Here is a 12,466-nt window from a genome sequence, read left to right on the forward strand (position 1 = left end):
ACCAAGCGTCGCCTCAGACAAGGAGCTCCGGAGGATCACGCTTCTCTCCCCGCGCCACAATCGTCAGCGCGGCATCCGGCAGTGGACGCTGCAGGGCCTTTGCGACGTCCCACGGCGCATCCAGCCACATCTCGCACTCGGCCGCCTCGGTCAGGATCACCGGCATCGCCTTCGGGTGCAGCGCACCGACCTCGGCATTCGGCTCCGTCGTGAGAAAGGCGAAGAGGTCGGCGGTCACCTCGCCCTCCTTCAACTTCCGCACGGATCGCCACTGCGGCGTCCAAATGCCGGCGAAGAAGGCGAGCGGCCGCTCCGGCGAGAGCGCGAACCAGGCCGGCGGCCGCTTGCCATCAGGCTGCAGCTCCGGCTCGGAGAACGAGGTCAGCGGCACCAGGCAGCGCGCCTCCGGCACCAGCCACCGTCGCCAGTGGGGCGAGGTCGTGTTCCGGACGTTGGTCACGCCGGGGTCAGTGTTCCGTCCCTTCAGCGCGAAGGCCGGCGACGGCATGCCCCAGCGCGCCAGGGCCAGCGCGAGCCCCTCGCCCTCGCGCCGGACGATGGGCGCCGGATAGTCCGGGAAGATGCCGGGCATGGCAGGCAGGTTACCCGCTAGGTCCAGCCAGCCCTGCTCAGCGCGGCGCCAGCCCCGCGTCAGATCGCGGATCGCCTGCTGGCTCGAGGTCATGGCGTAGAGGTTGCACATGCTGCTGGGCTCCCTTGCGAAGCATGGTGCCCCTCTAATCGTCCGGCGCAAGCTCTGCCGCTACAGCCGCGGGCACTCCTGCTTGGACCAGCCCGCGGCGTGCATCGCTCGCCCGACATTGCCATCGTGTGACAAGACGTCAGCAACGACTCTGTCCCGGCTATTGTGATGAGGCCGCACGGTCAGAGGCAATCCCTCGGTCGATCGGCGCAACTCTTCGCGCGAGGCGCGCCACCTCACATCACCACGCTCCACTGTGTCGACACCGCGTACGCGAATACGGACGGGTTCGTCCTGCCCGCGGCAGAGTGCGGTGAAGGTGTCGCCGTCCGCCCACCTCAGCGCCTCGCATCTCCACACTTCGGCGGCGCTGTAAGTCCGGACCGGTTCCCTCCACAGGCACGCGGCCTCCGCAGGTAAAGCGGCGCAAAGGTGAAGGCAGGTTAGGGCAACTGGGATGATGCGAGGCACCCTCCCAAAATAGCACGCCATGACGCCGTTCCGTCAGCGGTGAAGGCACATCGATGCACAATCGCACAAAAAAAGGGTTAACAAAGGATCAGGCGCGCAATACTTTGGCGGGAGTTGCTTTCCAGCAATTGCACCCTGGGTAGAGGAGTTCGGTGTGCTGATCCGTGGGCTTTGGGCGCGGTTGTCAAACCGACGCGGAAGCGCATCGCCTCATCAGGACGACGAGTGGCGACCCGTCGAGCCTCACCTATCCGGCTTCCAGGACGCCCCTTCGGCAATAAGAGAGGTCCCTGAGCCGGTCCGCGAGGCATTCGCCGCCGGCGCCAAAGCGGCACCTGGCCCTACCCAGAAGGAGCACGGCGCGTCAGATCGTGGAAACGTCGCTGACCTGCCGTTCCCTTCAACCGGTCCGCATGGCCATCGCGCCCGCATGCGAGAGAAGCTGTTGACGCGCGGGCCGGATGCGCTGGCCGATTACGAGCTGCTCGAGATGCTGCTCTTCCTGGCCATGCCGAAGGGGGACACCAAGCCACTTGCGAAGGCGATCATCAACCGCTTCGGGAGCTTTGCTAAAGTTCTCGCGGCGCCGCAGAGCGATCTCCTGGCGACCCGTGGCCTGGGCGAGCACTCCGTTTCGGCCATCAAGCTCGTCCAAGCCTCGGCGTTGCGGTTGCAGCTGGCGGAGGTGATGGAGGCGCCAGTGCTGAACAACTGGGACAGGCTTACAAACTACCTGACGGCGGTCATGGCTAGAGAGAAGACCGAGCAGTTCCGGGTGCTGTTCCTGGACACTCGCAACCGCCTCATCGCTGACGAAGCCCAGGCGCGCGGCACGGTGAATCACACGCCTGTCTACCCGCGCGAAGTGGTGAAGCGCGCCCTCGAGCTTCATGCCACGGCGCTGATCCTCGTCCACAACCACCCATCGGGTGACCCCACACCTTCGCCCGCGGATCGGGCTTTGACGCAAGAGATCAAGCTGGCCGCTGGCGTCCTATCGGTGACGCTCCACGACCATCTCATCGTTGGCAACGGTGCGTACTTCAGCTTTCGGCGCGAGGGGTTGCTGTAGCCGTAGCTTGAGCAAGAGCCGGGCCGGCGGCCAGTCGCGGAACGCGTGGGCTGATAGTGTCGGCTGTAGCAGCCTCACGTAGCTGTGCTGTCGTCCAATCAGCCCGCTCCTGCCGAACAGCGGCACCGGATTCTATCCCGACCAGTATTCTGGAGAGATTCTCTGAGCTGCGGCGGCAGCCCCACCCTCCAAGCTGATCAGCAACGGCTGGCGATGCCCGAGGTTAAGTCGTCGTTGCGACCGATGGAGGGCAGCATGCCGCGTCAGGCCGCTCGGTCGGGACCGTTACCAGACATCCAGGAGCGGCTTCGAAACGAAGTCGACCGCAGCTGGATCGCGTCTCCGCTAGCCGATTGGATGGCCAAGCATCAGGCGGAGGTGGCGGAGCTTATTCAGCGCGGTCTCGACTGGGATGCCGCCGCGAAGCACTTCCACGCGGCGGGCCTGGTCGATGCCGGCGGCCGACCACCAACAGGCAGCACCGCGGCCGAGACCTGGCGGCGCCTCGCGCTAAGCCGAGAGGCGACGCGGCGGATCCGCCGCTAATCACTCGTCCATCGGGATCCTGACAGCCGGCTTGCCGTAGGAGACGTATCCCGGCGCATCGAGCTGTGGGTTATCGACCAGCTCGCAGGTCGGTCGCGTGCCGCAGGCCTGGCATCGCAGCCGGCGCGCAATGTGCGGCGCCGGCGTCTCTGCTGGCCAGGTTCGCAGCAGCATGTTGATGGACGTCCAAATGGACTTGCAGGGGCAGGTGCAGCACAGCCACCACCCCCGATGATCCCCAAGTTGCGGCTCGCTCACTGTGCGGGCGACGCCAGCTGCAGCCGCGCCAGCGTCGCCGCAGCCTCCCTACGGCAGGGCATGGGCAGCGCCGGCGAGAGCGCCATGGCCGCAGCCTCCTCCCGAGCCTGATCTGCGGGTAACCCGGATGCCAGTGCAGCCTGATGTGCCGCAACAAGCGCCGGCCATGCCCTGAGGAGCCAGGACGGCATTTCGGCCGGCAACTGCGGAACCTTCATCACCTACTCCATCTTCCGCGCGCTCTCCAGGCGCGGGGGTCAGGCAGTTGCAGCTGCCCGAACCGCATGGCCGAGGACCATGCACGGATGAACCGCCCCGCTACCTCCGGCCGGAGGCAGGGGCAGTAGAACGAAAAGAGAACATGGAGTCGAGTCCCATCCCGGCCGAGCCGGTCGAGCCCCCGGCCGCCTACCTCGGCGGCAAGCGTAACCTGGCGCGCAGGGTCATCGCCCGCATCGCCGCCATCCCCCATGTCACCTACCTGGAGCCCTTCATCGGCATGGGCGGGATCTTCCTCCGCCGCCCCTTTCGCGCCCGGGCAGAGGTCATCAACGACATCAGCACCGACGTCGCCAACCTCTTCCGGATCCTCCAGCGCCACTACGTCCCGCTGATGGATTGCCTGCGCTGGCAGCTGACCGGCCGGGCCGAGTTCGACCGGCTGCGCGCCGCCAACCCCAACACCCTGACCGACCTCGAGCGGGCAACGCGCTTCCTCTACCTCCAGCGGCTGGCCTTCGGGGGGAAGGTCGAGGGTCGGAACTTCGGCGTCGCGCCTACGACGTCAGCTCGCTTTGACGTCACCAAGCTCGGACCGGCGCTGGAGGCGATCCACGAGCGCCTGTCCGGCGTGGTCATCGAGCACCTGCCCTATGAGGAGGTCATCCGCCGCTATGACCGGCCGGGCACCCTGATCTACCTCGACCCGCCCTACTTCGGCTGCGAGGAGGACTATGGTGAGGGGGTCTTCGGGCGGGAGGATTTCGAGCGCCTGGCGGAGCTGCTGGCCGGGCTGCAGGGGCGCTTCCTGCTGTCTATCAACGACCGGCCGGAGATCCGGAAGATCTTCGGGAGGTTCGCGATGCAGGAGGTCGACCTGGCCTACACCGTCGCCCGCAACGGCAAGGCGCCGCGGGCCCGGGAGCTGCTGATCAGCGACTCGCGCTGACCAATCTGACCCGATATCCTGATAGCCGCCTCGTGGGTGAACCCCGCGGGGCGGCTTTTCGCGTTTCGAGTAGCCGCAGCCGAGCGGGCCATACACCGGGCCAAGGCTCCTCCCGGGACGCCCCAGCCCAAGGAAGCCGGCCGCAAAGCGACTAATTGGCGACCGTCACCCCGTCCGCCAGTTTCGCCCTGGTTCGCACCGCTGCGCTGGTTTTCGCTCCACCACGCTCCTCCCCACCACCAATAGCCTATGCGAGTAATCGATAGGACTTTGGTCCCGGCGTGTAATCTTGCTGGGTATCGCGATTGGCAGCCTCGGTGCCTTCGAAGCCGCGATGGCAATTCAGGAAGGGCGTATCTGCTGTGGCACCGTCAGCGGCCGGTGCGGCAGAGGCCCGTCGCGGCGCCCAGCGGCGCCATGAAGGCATAGGCAGCCGCTGGGGCGGCAACGGCACGAACGCTCCGCTGCCGGGCTGCAAGCCCTGCACGACGATACCGCCATCCGGCATCGCCATGCTGCAAAGCTGGTCGCCACCAGAATGGTCTCACAGCGACCGATCAGGCGGCCCGAGCGGTCGCGAACGGTGGTTCGGCGCTCGACGCCGCGACCCGGCTCCCTCTCGACCGAGACGGCACCGCGGGCTGCATCGCCACCGGGATCGCCCGGCCACCCTGCCTGCCCGAGCGGCGGAAATGGCCGCTGAGGGCTTAGGCGTCACCTGGCCGGGCTGAACCAAGCCCGACCGGCTGGAGGCCGGCACGGGAGAGGCCTCGCTCCAGACGTGGCGCCAAGCCATCGGCGCGCCTGGGCCAAGTCAGCCCAGCATGAAGTCACCGGAGGAGAAAGTCCTGAGGCCGATCACCTCGATGAGCAGGTCTCGCTGGCCATCGCTGTCCACGCCGATGTTCACGAAGGTGCTTCCCCCGTACTGGTGGAAGCTGACCGAGCCTGCCCCGAGGCTGCTGGCGGCGGCAGTTGAGACCTCCCCCAGGAAGGTGAAGCCCTGTCGACCAGCGAGCGTCGCATTGCCATCGAGTTCTGACAGGTCGATCCGATCACCCTGTGTGAAATCGGCAATGATGTCCCGTGCCGAAGACAGGCTGTCGGTCTTGGCGCGATAGACGAAGCGATCACTCCCGGCCCCGCCTTCCAGCCGATCCGCCGCGGCACCGCCGATCAGCACATCGTCTCCATCCTCGCCGTAAAGCTTGTCCGCCTGCCCCGCCCCGCTCAGCGTATCCGCCCCGCGCTGTCCGACCAGCGTATCGTAGCCCACGCCTCCGAGAAGAGTGAGGTTGTCGGACATCCCGCTGAAGTCGGCCTGCTGGAAGGTCCAGAGACCTGTGATCTCGATGAGCATGTAACGCGGGCCATCGCCGTCGAGGCCGACGTTCACGAAGGTATTGCCTGCGTCATGGTGGAAGCTGACCTGGCCCGCGCCGATGCTTTGGGCCGCCTCCGTCGACACCTAGCCGATGAAGCCGAAGTCCTGACGTCCTGCCAGGTTGGTATTGCCACGGCTTCGATCAGCACGTCCTCCGCATCCGCGACCACGTAGGTATCGTCGCCAACCCCGCCCAGCAGGGTGTCGGCACCCCCAGCGCCCATCAGGGTATCGGCGCCGCCGCCACCCTCAAGCCGATTGGCGGCAAGATTACCGGTCAGCATATTGGCAAGCCCGTTGCCGGTGCCGCTGATGGGAGCCGCGCCGGTGAGGGTCAGATCCTCGACCTCTGCCACCAGGGTGTAGCTGACCGATGCCAGAACGCGGTCTATGCCTTGATTGATCGATTCGCGGACCCGGTCGCCGATATCGTCCACGATGAAGGTGTCATTGCCGAAATTGCCCGTCAGCGTACCCGCGCCGGCTCCGCCGTCGAGGGTATCGGAGCCGCCACCGCCGAGGAGCCGGTTGGCGGGGGAATTGCCCAGGATGACATTGGGGCGGCTATTGCCCCTTCCCTCGATCATAGCCGTCCCTGTCAGGGTCAGGTTCTCGAAGTTGTCCAACAGAATGAAGGAGGTGGAGGACACGACCGTGTCGTTGCCACCGCCCGATTCCTCAGTCAGGCGCGTATCGCCCCGGCTGACGACATAGGTGTCGTTGCCGTCACCACCGTGGAGCGAGATTTTCGTGGAGCCGCCGATCAGCGTGTCGTCGCCCTCCCCCCCAGAGGCGCTGCCACCCACCGCCCCCGATGCGAAGACAACCTGGCTCACGTCGATCAGATCGTCGCCCTCCGATCCGTATGCGAACAGCAGCCACGTCCAATCACCGCTGGCGCGAATGGTGTCGTTGCCTTCGTCACCCTGGAGGGTCGTCCAACCCTGCCCCGCGGCGATGATGCTGTCATCGCCTTCGCGGCCCAGGATCTGATCCGTGCCGCCGCCGCCGATCAGCGTATCGGCGCCCGCGTCACCCCGCAGGATATCGTTTCCGACGCCGCCGGCCAGCCAATCGTCCCCGTCGCCCCCCAGAATCGTATTGTCTCCGTCCGCACCGTCCAGCACGTCATGGCCGTCGCCGCCGACGATCTTGTCGGAGCCGTTGCGGAGGGTGACCTGGTCGTCGCCGGAGCCCAGCAGGATCTGGAATTCCTCGACTCCCTGCACCACGGTGCCGTCGCCAACCAGTGTGGTGATGCCGAGGGCGTCCAGATTGAAGCTCAGCGGGCTTTGTGCCGCATCCCGCTTCAGGTAGAGGTAGTCATAGCCGCTGCCGCCGTCCACGAAGTCGACGCCACTTCCCGCGCTCAGGCGGTCATGGCCCGCGCCACCAAGCAGCGTATCGGCGCCTGCGCCACCCCGCAGCAGGTCCCTCCCACCGCCGCCATCCAGCCAGTCGTCGCCAAAGCCGCCGTTCAGGACGTCGTCGGCATCGCCCAGCAGGGCGGTGTCGTTGCCGGACCCGAAGGTCATATCGAACTGCTCGATGTCCTGGATCGTCGTGCCGTCCCCTGCCAGCGTGGCCATTCCGGCAAGGCTGAAGACGAAGCTCAGCGACACGGTCGCAGCACGCCGGTCGAGGATCAGCAGGTCCGCTTCGCTGCCGCCATCAACGACATCGACACCCGCGCTCGAATGGATCCTGTCCAGTCCTGCGCCACCGAGCAGCGTGTCCGCGCCATCCGGGCTTCCGTCCTCCGCGGCGCTGTCGAAGAGCGTGTCGTTGCCTGCGGCACCCACCAGGCCGTCGGCACCACCCCCGCCGCTCAGCAGGTCCCCGATGCCGCTTCCGATCAGCCGGTCCTGTCCCGCACCGCCGCCGAGGACGATGCCGGTCGAGGAACCGGCGAAGGAGGCACCGCTGAGGTCGAGCAGGTCGTCCCCTGCACCGCCCTCCGCCGAGAAGCTGCCGGTCCAGCTGCCCGTCGCGGCAATGCTGTCGTTCCCCTCGCCGCCGAAGACGAAGACGGCGCTCAGCGTGGCACCGGAACCTGCTGCCACGATGCTGTCCGCCCCGGCCTCGCCCAGCAGGTAATCGTTGCCGCCACCGCCAGCCAAGGTGTCGGCTCCCTCTCCCCCGTAAAGCACGTCGGCCCCCAGGCCGCCGAGCAGCCGGTCGTTGCCGTCGCCGCCGAACAGCTGGTCGTCGCCGCCGAGGCCAGACAGCGTGTCGTCACCGGTTCCGACGAGGGGCGAGGCTGACCCACCGCCGTAGATGATGTCGTCCCCCTCGGTTCCGTCCATGGACTGGGAGGCGGCAGTGCCATGGATCGGCGGCATTGATTGTTTCCATGCTGTGCGACAGGCAGCGACCACATCGTCGCATTTTGCATGCACTCCTGCGACGCGCCGGGGCCTGCCAGCAAGCGCCTCACGAAGATCTGAAGGATGCGACCAAGTGGTGGCCGGCATCCGCGATCTTCACGGGCTCGGCGCGCTTCCCTTCAACGCGCTTGCGCGCTTCCCTTCAACGCGCTTGCGCGCTTCCCTTCAACGCGCTTGCGCGCGATGCACCAGCGGCGCGTCATCCCCCGCCCCCGCCCGCGCATCCGCCAGCACCCCGTGATGCGGCGACAGCGCGCAGGCCGGGTCTGTGGCATCGATCTCGCCGGTCAGCGCATAGGCCTGGCAGCGGCAGCCACCCCAATCCACCTCGGCCAACGCACAGCCACGGCAGGGCGCGGGCATCCAGCCGGTGCCCCGGAAACGGTTGAAGGCGTCGGAGCCCATCCAGGCCTCGGCCAGGCTGGTCTCCCGCACATTGGGAAAATCCAGCCCCGGCAGGCTTTCGGCGGCGTGGCAGGGCAGCACGCGGCCAGTCGGGTTCACCACGATGAAGCGCCGCCCCCAGCCCCCCATGCAGGGCTTTGGGCGCGTCGCGTGGTAGTCCGGCACGACGTAGTCGATCACCATGCGCCCGCCGAGCCGCGCCCGCGCCGCCTCCACCTGTTCCGTCGCCCGATCCAGCATGGCGCGGTCCGGCAGCAGCGCGTCGCGATTGGCCAGCGCCCAGCCGTAATACTGCACATGCGCCACCTCCAGCCGCTCCGCGCCCGCCGCCTCGGCGAGCGCGATCAGCCCGGGCAGGTTCGGAAGGTTGCGGCGATGCACCACGGCATTGATGGTCAGCGGCAGTCCCGCCTCCCGCACCAGCGCCGCCGCCGCCAGTTTGCGCGCATGGCCGCCGGGGAAGCCGGCCTGGGCATCGGCGCGGCCGGCCTCCGCGTCCTGCACGGAGATCTGCACGTGATCCAGGCCGGCATCGCGTAGCGCTGCGAGGCGCTTCGCATCCAGCGTGACGGCGGCGGTGATCAGGTTGGTATAGAGCCCGGCCGCCACCGCCGCTTCCACCAGCGCCACCAGGTCCCGCCGCAGCAGCGGCTCGCCGCCCGAAAGATGCAGCTGCAGGCAGCCGAGCGCCGCGGCCTCGCGGAACACCCGCGCCCAGCTCGCCGTGTCCAGCTCCGCCGAAACCTGCGCGAGCTGCAGCGGGTTGGAGCAATAGGCGCAGGAGAGCGGGCAGCGATGCGTCAGCTCCGCCAGCAGCGCCAGCGGCGCGGAAATGGCGTTCATGCCAGGCTCACCAGGCCCTTGTCGGCAAGGTCCGTCAGCAGCGCCGCCACATCCTCCGCGATCACCGCCTCCGGCGCCGCATAGGCGCGGGCGAGTTCCGCGGTGATCTCACCCAGGCTGCGCGTGCCATCCACCAGGCGCAGCACGGCCAGCGCCGTCTCATCCGGCACCAGCATCCGCTCCGGCGCCATCACCACCCAGCGGTCGCGCGCCGCATCTTGCCGCAGCCGCACGCCACGGCGCAGCGCCGGCACCGTCGCCGGATTCATGACGGCCGCCGGAAGGCGCCCGGCGGCGGCAGGCCCGGCGCGACATAGGCGTGGTGCAGCGCATCCAGCTGCGCCCAGAGCAGATCGCATTTGAAGCGCAGCGCGCCCAGCACCGCCTGCTGCTCCGCCACCGTCCGCGCATGTTCGCGCACATAGTCCAGCGCGAAGTCCACATCGCGCGGCGCCTGGGTCAGCCGTGGCGTGAAATAGGCCAGCGTCTCCGGCGAGACGAAGTCGTAGTGCCGCAGCATGCCGGCCACGCGCTCGCTGATGATCTCGGGGCTGAACATTTCCGTCAGGGAAGAGGCGATGGCTTCCAGGATGCTGCGGTCGCGCACGAAATGCACATAGGCATCCACGGCGAAGCGCGTTGCCGGCAGCATCAGCCGCAGGGAGGTCACGTCGTCGCGGTCCAGCCCCAGCCCATCGGTCAGCGCCAGCCAGCGCTCCACGCCGCCCGGCGCGCTGCCGTCGCCATCATGATCCTCGATCCGCCGGCGCCATTCGCGGCGCATGCCGGGATCCGGCAGGCGGGCCAGCAGCGTCGCGTCCTTCGCGGGAATGCTCGCCTGGTAGTAGTAACGGTTCAGCGCCCAGGCCTGCACCTGGAAGCGGTCCAGCTTCCCGTCATGCAGCAGCCGGTGGAAGGGATGCAGGATGTGGTAGCGCTCGGCGCCTATGGCGCGCAGCGCCGCCTCCAGCGCGTCGGGCGACAGCGGCGTGCGGGACACTTCGTTCACAGCGCGATCTCCATCCCATCGGTCCCGACCTCCCAGCCCGCGGCGCGGATCGCGGCGTGCTCGGGGCTGTCGGAAAGCAGCGCGGGGTTGCTGTTGTTCAGATGCACCAGGATGCGCCGGCCGAACTGCAGCCCCGCGAGCTGCGCCAGCGTGCCCTCCGGCCCATCGATCGAGATATGGCCCATGCGGCGCCCGGTCTTGGGCCCGATCCCGGCGCGCGGCATTTCGTCATCCTGCCACAACGTCCCGTCGAAGCAGAGGCAATCGGCACCGTCGAGCCGTGCGCGCAGCGCCTCCGTCACCGCCGCGCAGCCGGGCACGAAGACCAGCGCATGGCCGGCGGCATCGGTGATGCGCAGGCCGATGGTGGCCTCCTCCGACAGGCCGGGATCGCCGCCCGTCTCCGCGAAGAGCGGCACCTTGCCCGGCACCGCAAAGCCCTCGACGCTCAGGCCCAGCGGCACGCCATCAGCATCGGCCAGCGCCACGGGCGCCTCGGCGGGCAGTTCGAGCCGCGGCACCAGCGCCGGGTTCACCGCGCCAAAAATCGGATTGGCCGCCAGCACCTCCAGCACCGAGGCCGGCGCGTGGAGTGCAAAACGATGGCCCTCGCGCAGGGTCAGAAGGCCGGCGATGGCATCCACCTCGCCCCCCGTCAGCACCACGGCGGCGATCGGGGAATGGCGCTTCCGCCCGCCCTCCGGCCGCGGATGCAAGGCGGGCGTCGCCTCGATCTGGGCGCGCAGGTCCGGGGAGGCATTGACCAGCACCCAGCGCGCGCCATCCGCGGAAACCGCCAGGCCGCATTGCGTGCGCGGCAGCGCCGCGGGGTCCCCGGCGCGGGCGCGCCGGCAGGCCTCGGCGGCGGAATTCCACTGGGGAAATCCGCCGCCCGCCCCGGTGCCGAGCAGGATCGCCTTCATCGCCATCCGGCGCGGCAGCCGAGGCCGAGGCTCAGACCTTGGGCGAGACTTCGGCGGAGGCGTAGGAATTGATTTCGCAGCCGAGCGAGATCTCGACGATGCGGGGCTTGGTCCAGGCCATGATCTTCTCCTCCTTGATTGGCGACGCCCGGGATATGGCGGCGCTTCACGGTAGTGCCGCCACACGTTTCCGTCATGAAAAATCTGTCATGCACGGGGGCTGCCGGGGTCTGAAAGCGCCGGGCAGGGCGGAGTTCGCCGCGGGGGCCGAATGAAGCGCCCTCAACGCTCCTCCGGCTCCGCCGCCACCACCCGCCGGGGCTTCAGCGGTGTGAGGGCGTAAAGCGTCACCGCCGTGAACAGGCAGATGGTGACGGCGACATGGTAGCTGCCCAGCGCCACCGCCGCGCCGATGGCGCCCGTGGCCCAGATGCTGGCCGCCGTGGCCGTGCCGCGGATCATGGCATCGCCCTTGAGGATGGCGCCGGCGCCGATGAAGCCGATGCCGGTGATCACCCCCTCGACGATCCGCGCCACTGCCTCGGGGTTGTTCTGGGTGATCGGCTCCGCCGCCTGGACGAAGCCGCAGCTGGCGATCGCCACCAGGGGGAAGGTGCGCAGGCCGGCGCTGTTGCTCTCCCGCTCCCGGTTCCAGCCGATGATGAAGGCCAGCGCATAGGCGATGCCGAGGTCGCGGACGTTCGGGCCGTAGTCGAAGAGCAAATGACGAAGGAATTCTTCCAGTCCGGCCCGATCCACGCGGCACCCCTCCCCTCTCGAAGCAGGCGGCTTAACCCGCCGGCACCGCGCGGGTTGCATCCGCAACGGGCGCCTGCCGTCGGATTCAGCGCTGGATCAGGCGGTAGTTCACCGTCAGGTCGATGGTCACCCCCTCGGGGTCCGCCGGCGGCGGGAAGGCCGGCAGGCGGGCGCCGCTGAAGGGGAAGGTGGTGCCGAAATTCAGCGAGGGCGAGCCCGAGGGGGTGATCAGCCGCACGCTCAACACCCTTCCATCCGGCGCCGCCACCACGCGCACCCGCACCGTGCCGGATTCGCGGTTCTGGATGGCGCCCAGCGGATAGCTGAGATTCTGATCCGTCCAGCGCCGGAAGGCGGCCAGCCAGTTCGCGCCCACCTGGGCGCCGGTGACCCGCAGGTTCGGATCGGCGCGGGTTTCCCCCTGCAGCAGCCGCGGATCGACGGAAAGGTCCAGCCCGCGGCCGGCCGGCCGGCCCGCGGGCGGGCTGGGCCGGGCGGTGGGGCCGAGTGCGATGCCGCCCGGCGCCCAGAGCACGCC

14 protein-coding genes are annotated in these 12,466 nt (G+C 68.5%); 3 read left to right on the forward strand and 11 right to left on the reverse strand.

Annotated features, from left to right (window positions below; genetic code table 11):
• Positions 1-13 precede the first annotated feature (13 nt).
• Positions 14-703: an SOS response-associated peptidase gene (locus ACTIF1_RS18910; RefSeq protein ID WP_439598011.1), complete on the reverse strand. Its 690-nt coding sequence runs from the start codon at positions 701-703 to the stop codon at positions 14-16.
• A 748-nt stretch (positions 704-1,451) separates the two neighbouring features.
• On the opposite strand from ACTIF1_RS18910, the gene radC reads away from it, so the two are divergent.
• Both radC and ACTIF1_RS18920 read left to right on the forward strand, forming a co-directional pair.
• Complete coding sequence (gene radC, locus ACTIF1_RS18915; RefSeq protein ID WP_439598023.1) at positions 1,452-2,246, forward strand: RadC family protein; 795 nt, start codon at positions 1,452-1,454, stop codon at positions 2,244-2,246.
• A gap of 357 nt (positions 2,247-2,603) precedes the next feature.
• Entirely contained in the window at positions 2,604-2,792 is a 189-nt protein-coding gene (locus ACTIF1_RS18920; RefSeq protein WP_439598012.1) for a hypothetical protein, read from the forward strand.
• On the opposite strand, the gene ACTIF1_RS18925 is transcribed toward ACTIF1_RS18920, so the two are convergent.
• Positions 2,793-2,966 carry a hypothetical protein gene (locus ACTIF1_RS18925; RefSeq protein ID WP_439598013.1) on the reverse strand — a complete coding sequence of 58 codons (174 nt, stop codon included), beginning with the start codon at positions 2,964-2,966 and terminating at the stop codon, positions 2,793-2,795. It lies immediately after the preceding gene.
• A gap of 445 nt (positions 2,967-3,411) precedes the next feature.
• On the opposite strand from ACTIF1_RS18925, the gene ACTIF1_RS18930 reads away from it, so the two are divergent.
• On the forward strand, positions 3,412-4,218 hold the full coding sequence (locus ACTIF1_RS18930) for a DNA adenine methylase (protein WP_439598014.1): 807 nt from the start codon (positions 3,412-3,414) through the stop codon (positions 4,216-4,218).
• 814 nt (positions 4,219-5,032) lie between these two features.
• On the opposite strand, the gene ACTIF1_RS18935 is transcribed toward ACTIF1_RS18930, so the two are convergent.
• The 9 genes from ACTIF1_RS18935 to ACTIF1_RS18975 form a co-directional block, all read right to left on the reverse strand.
• Positions 5,033-5,614, reverse strand: a complete 582-nt coding sequence (locus ACTIF1_RS18935) for a M10 family metallopeptidase C-terminal domain-containing protein (RefSeq protein WP_439598015.1) — start codon at positions 5,612-5,614, stop codon at positions 5,033-5,035.
• Positions 5,611-7,944 carry a calcium-binding protein gene (locus ACTIF1_RS18940; RefSeq protein WP_439598016.1) on the reverse strand — a complete coding sequence of 778 codons (2,334 nt, stop codon included), beginning with the start codon at positions 7,942-7,944 and terminating at the stop codon, positions 5,611-5,613. The genes ACTIF1_RS18935 and ACTIF1_RS18940 overlap by 4 nt, the downstream gene beginning before the upstream one ends.
• 210 nt (positions 7,945-8,154) lie before the next feature.
• A complete protein-coding gene (pqqE, locus tag ACTIF1_RS18945) occupies positions 8,155-9,237 on the reverse strand; it encodes a pyrroloquinoline quinone biosynthesis protein PqqE (RefSeq protein ID WP_439598017.1) in 1,083 nt (360 codons plus the stop codon).
• Entirely contained in the window at positions 9,234-9,506 is a 273-nt protein-coding gene (gene pqqD, locus ACTIF1_RS18950) for a pyrroloquinoline quinone biosynthesis peptide chaperone PqqD (RefSeq protein WP_439598018.1), read from the reverse strand. Before pqqD ends, pqqE begins: the two co-directional genes overlap by 4 nt.
• A complete protein-coding gene (gene pqqC / locus ACTIF1_RS18955) occupies positions 9,503-10,237 on the reverse strand; it encodes a pyrroloquinoline-quinone synthase PqqC (RefSeq protein WP_439598024.1) in 735 nt (244 codons plus the stop codon). The genes pqqD and pqqC overlap by 4 nt, the downstream gene beginning before the upstream one ends.
• Positions 10,238-10,242: 5 nt before the next feature.
• Positions 10,243-11,169 (reverse strand): pyrroloquinoline quinone biosynthesis protein PqqB, encoded by a 927-nt coding sequence (pqqB, locus tag ACTIF1_RS18960; protein ID WP_439598025.1) that lies wholly within the window; start codon positions 11,167-11,169, stop codon positions 10,243-10,245.
• Between the two features lie 31 nt (positions 11,170-11,200).
• Entirely contained in the window at positions 11,201-11,290 is a 90-nt protein-coding gene (gene pqqA, locus ACTIF1_RS18965) for a pyrroloquinoline quinone precursor peptide PqqA (protein ID WP_439598019.1), read from the reverse strand.
• A 161-nt stretch (positions 11,291-11,451) separates the two neighbouring features.
• Positions 11,452-11,928: an MgtC/SapB family protein gene (locus ACTIF1_RS18970; protein WP_439598020.1), complete on the reverse strand. Its 477-nt coding sequence runs from the start codon at positions 11,926-11,928 to the stop codon at positions 11,452-11,454.
• An 85-nt stretch (positions 11,929-12,013) separates the two neighbouring features.
• A partial coding sequence (locus tag ACTIF1_RS18975; RefSeq protein ID WP_439598021.1) for an energy transducer TonB occupies positions 12,014-12,466 on the reverse strand: 453 nt, incomplete at its 5' end.

This window comes from Falsiroseomonas sp. (assembly GCF_051860665.1).
Lineage (GTDB): Bacteria > Pseudomonadota > Alphaproteobacteria > Acetobacterales > Acetobacteraceae > Falsiroseomonas.

What these genes read in the sequence shown, in the direction of transcription:
- ACTIF1_RS18910 (WP_439598011.1), bottom strand. Translation starts at nt 703, where the DNA reads ATGTGCAACCTCTACGCCATGACCTCGAGCCAGCAGGCGATCCGCGAT.
- ACTIF1_RS18920 (WP_439598012.1), top strand. Translation starts at nt 2,604, where the DNA reads ATGGCCAAGCATCAGGCGGAGGTGGCGGAGCTTATTCAGCGCGGTCTC.
- ACTIF1_RS18925 (WP_439598013.1), bottom strand. Translation starts at nt 2,966, where the DNA reads ATGCTGCTGCGAACCTGGCCAGCAGAGACGCCGGCGCCGCACATTGCG.
- ACTIF1_RS18930 (WP_439598014.1), top strand. Translation starts at nt 3,412, where the DNA reads ATGGAGTCGAGTCCCATCCCGGCCGAGCCGGTCGAGCCCCCGGCCGCC.
- ACTIF1_RS18940 (WP_439598016.1), bottom strand. Translation starts at nt 7,944, where the DNA reads ATGCCGCCGATCCATGGCACTGCCGCCTCCCAGTCCATGGACGGAACC.
- pqqE (WP_439598017.1), bottom strand. Translation starts at nt 9,237, where the DNA reads ATGAACGCCATTTCCGCGCCGCTGGCGCTGCTGGCGGAGCTGACGCAT.
- pqqD (WP_439598018.1), bottom strand. Translation starts at nt 9,506, where the DNA reads ATGAATCCGGCGACGGTGCCGGCGCTGCGCCGTGGCGTGCGGCTGCGG.
- pqqB (WP_439598025.1), bottom strand. Translation starts at nt 11,169, where the DNA reads ATGAAGGCGATCCTGCTCGGCACCGGGGCGGGCGGCGGATTTCCCCAG.
- pqqA (WP_439598019.1), bottom strand. Translation starts at nt 11,290, where the DNA reads ATGGCCTGGACCAAGCCCCGCATCGTCGAGATCTCGCTCGGCTGCGAA.